Here is a 2,558-nt window from a genome sequence, read left to right as displayed (position 1 = left end):
CTGGAAGAGTTGGCGAAATCGATCAACGCCACCAATTGAGTCAAGGCCACCAATTGAGTCAAGGCCAATGGACACCACGGCGCATGCCGCTGGCGTCAGATTTCGAGCAAGGCGTAGGGGCGGCCGCTTGGCTTGGCCACATGCATGGCGACGTTGTAGACCTTGGCTCCGCCAGGTGTTTGACCTTCGTAAGAACCGCGATGTGCATGACCGTGCACGACAGCACTAACCTGGAATCGATCGATCGTCTCCGCCAGGCGTGAAGAGCCCAGAAATGGAAATATCTCCGGCGGTTCTCCCGCGACTGTGTCGGCAATTGGCGCGTAGTGGAGGATCACCAGTGTGCGCTTCGCCCGCACCTGGCGCATCGCATTTTCAAGTCGCATTGCCTCGTTCACGCTTTCCGCGACCATCGTCTTGATCGCCGGTTCACCGAATGAGCCGAGCATGCGTGAGCCGAAGCCGCCTATGAATCCCTTCACGCCGACAAAACCCACCTCCTCGATTTCAACTGCCTGCCCGTCGAGGAGATGAACATGCGCCTGGCGCAGGATCTTCGTGACGTCTTCCACCGCACCAGACTCGTAGTCATGATTGCCGAGCACCGCCACGACCGGGATCGAGCAGTTGCGCAGATCCTCGGCCAGCATCTCCGCTTCACGAGGCTTGCCGAGATTGGTCAGATCTCCCGTGAGAACGAGAATGTCGGCTTCGCTCGATATCTCGCCGAAGAGGTCGCGATACGAGGTTTGCGCATCTTCCCGCACATGGAGATCCCCGACCGCGGCAACTTTGAGCGCGCGTGCGCCCTCCTTGGGCGCGCTGCTCTTGACGGGATCAGCCATCACGGAATTCTCCCACACCACCGACGCCGGCGAAGCCCCATTCCTTGACGTCGATTTCGTAATCGGTTTGCGAAAGCAGCCGCCCACGGCAGATCTTCATCCTTGGAGACGGCAACTGCCGTTGCTTGGCGAGGCGGTCGAGCAATTCATCGAGCAGCCACGCCGGGATATGATCGCGCTCGCTCGGATAGATCCACCTGAAATTGATAAGCTGCATCAACAGAACCTCCCAGTGAACCTCCAGATAAGAAAGCAGCCGGTGCCAATCGATCTGATCGCCCGCCTTGAGAATCGTATGAGCGATATCGGCGCCATCGTGTCGCCCTCTGTCCTGGATAAAGCATTTGGACCAGATGAGTTCGGTCGGGCCGATGATCCGCACCCTGCTGCCCAACAGCTCTGTTTGGCGGGCGTGTTCCAGCCACAGGTCGCCAACAGGCACCGTGCCGTTGGCCGAGCCGAATATGACGTCGAAGAAATGCGTGCCCTTGAACACCTTGCCGAGCCACCGGTCATCCTCGATTTCGACGGCATATCCAAGCTGCTTGAAATGAGCGAGGATCCGCGCGTAGTCGCCTGCCTTGCAGAAGATATCGAGGTCCTTGGTCTGGCGGGTGACACCCGTATAAGCGCTTACCGCGTAGGTCCCGGCGACCAGAAAGGGTATGTCGGTGGCGGTAAGCTCACGGATCGCTTCCGTGTAAAATACCTCCGCCTCGGCATTTTTGAGCGTCGGCGCCGCTTTTGCATCGATCTTGGGAAGCGAGACCAGAACGTTTTCAGGCAATGGACCATTGGTCATGAAACGATGACTCCGAATCCGGCAACCGGCAGTCGCCCGCTGTGGTAACAACGTGAACCTCGCCTGGTTCCGCTATCAGGCGACCAGCCAAGGTTCATTCTCGTCACGTACTGGAAATTTCGGGATCGCGCCTGCCGACGCAAGCCGCCCCAACGTCCTCGCCGGCAGCGCAATGTCGCCTCGAAATCGGCGCATGCCACCGCCAATGCCCCGTTGGCCCAAATTTGAAACACCAGGTGGGTGATCGATCTCGATTGTTTTAGAGTTTATTGGGCTTACCCAATCGGCACAAAGCTGAAGCCGGGGCGCTTGACTTAACCGCACCCGATCGGCGTGCGCTAAGCATCATCAGGATCCATCAAGGCATGACCCCCTCGCCTCCCTTTCTCGGCTTTCCAGACCGTCTCGCAGATGGTCACATGCCCCGCGCGGTGATCTTCGGGGCCGGTCACGGCAGCACTTATCCCGGCAAGGACAGCCGCGGCCATGCCTTGGCGGCGGATGCGATCCGCGTTGCGAGCCAGGACGATGCCGCGTTCGTCGAGCACTGGGATTTCGATCTCGGCGGCCCGCTGTTCGACGGCAAGCCGGCCTCTTGCATCGACGCCGGCGATATCTTGACCACCATGCATGACAATGCCGGCAACAGGGTCAGGATCGAGGCAAAAACGCGCGAAATCCTGGCATTGCCGGCCGTGCCGATCCTGATCGGCGGCGACTGTTCCATGACCATTCCCTTCCTCGCCGGCTTTGCGGAGCACGGGCCGGTCTGGGTCCTGCAGATCGACGCCCATATCGACTGGCGCGACGAGGTGTATGGCGAACGCCACGGCTATTCGAGCCCGATGCGCAGGGCGAGCGAGATGCCGCATGTCGCAGGCATGGTGCAAGTCGGCCTGCGCAGCGTCGGC

The 2,558-nt window shown here is 60.0% G+C and carries 3 protein-coding genes; 1 reads left to right on the top strand and 2 read right to left on the bottom strand.

The genetic code is table 11. The features are described from left to right. Positions 1-95: 95 nt before the first annotated feature. Positions 96-845, bottom strand: coding sequence for a metallophosphoesterase (locus tag EN984_RS30730; protein WP_127271062.1), 750 nt, complete (start codon positions 843-845; stop codon positions 96-98). Then, positions 838-1,647, bottom strand: coding sequence for a nucleotidyltransferase family protein (locus EN984_RS30725; protein WP_023812007.1), 810 nt, complete (start codon positions 1,645-1,647; stop codon positions 838-840). The genes EN984_RS30730 and EN984_RS30725 overlap by 8 nt, the downstream gene beginning before the upstream one ends. A 365-nt stretch (positions 1,648-2,012) precedes the next feature. Here EN984_RS30725 and EN984_RS30720 point away from each other — a divergent pair. Beyond that, positions 2,013-2,558, top strand: a 546-nt coding sequence (locus EN984_RS30720; protein WP_206517524.1) for an arginase family protein, incomplete at its 3' end; no start/stop codon positions are given.

The sequence above is a fragment of the Mesorhizobium sp. M7A.F.Ca.CA.004.12.1.1 genome (assembly GCF_003997835.1).
In the GTDB taxonomy this organism is placed as follows: domain Bacteria; phylum Pseudomonadota; class Alphaproteobacteria; order Rhizobiales; family Rhizobiaceae; genus Mesorhizobium.
This window is presented reverse-complemented; position numbering and strand designations above follow the sequence as displayed.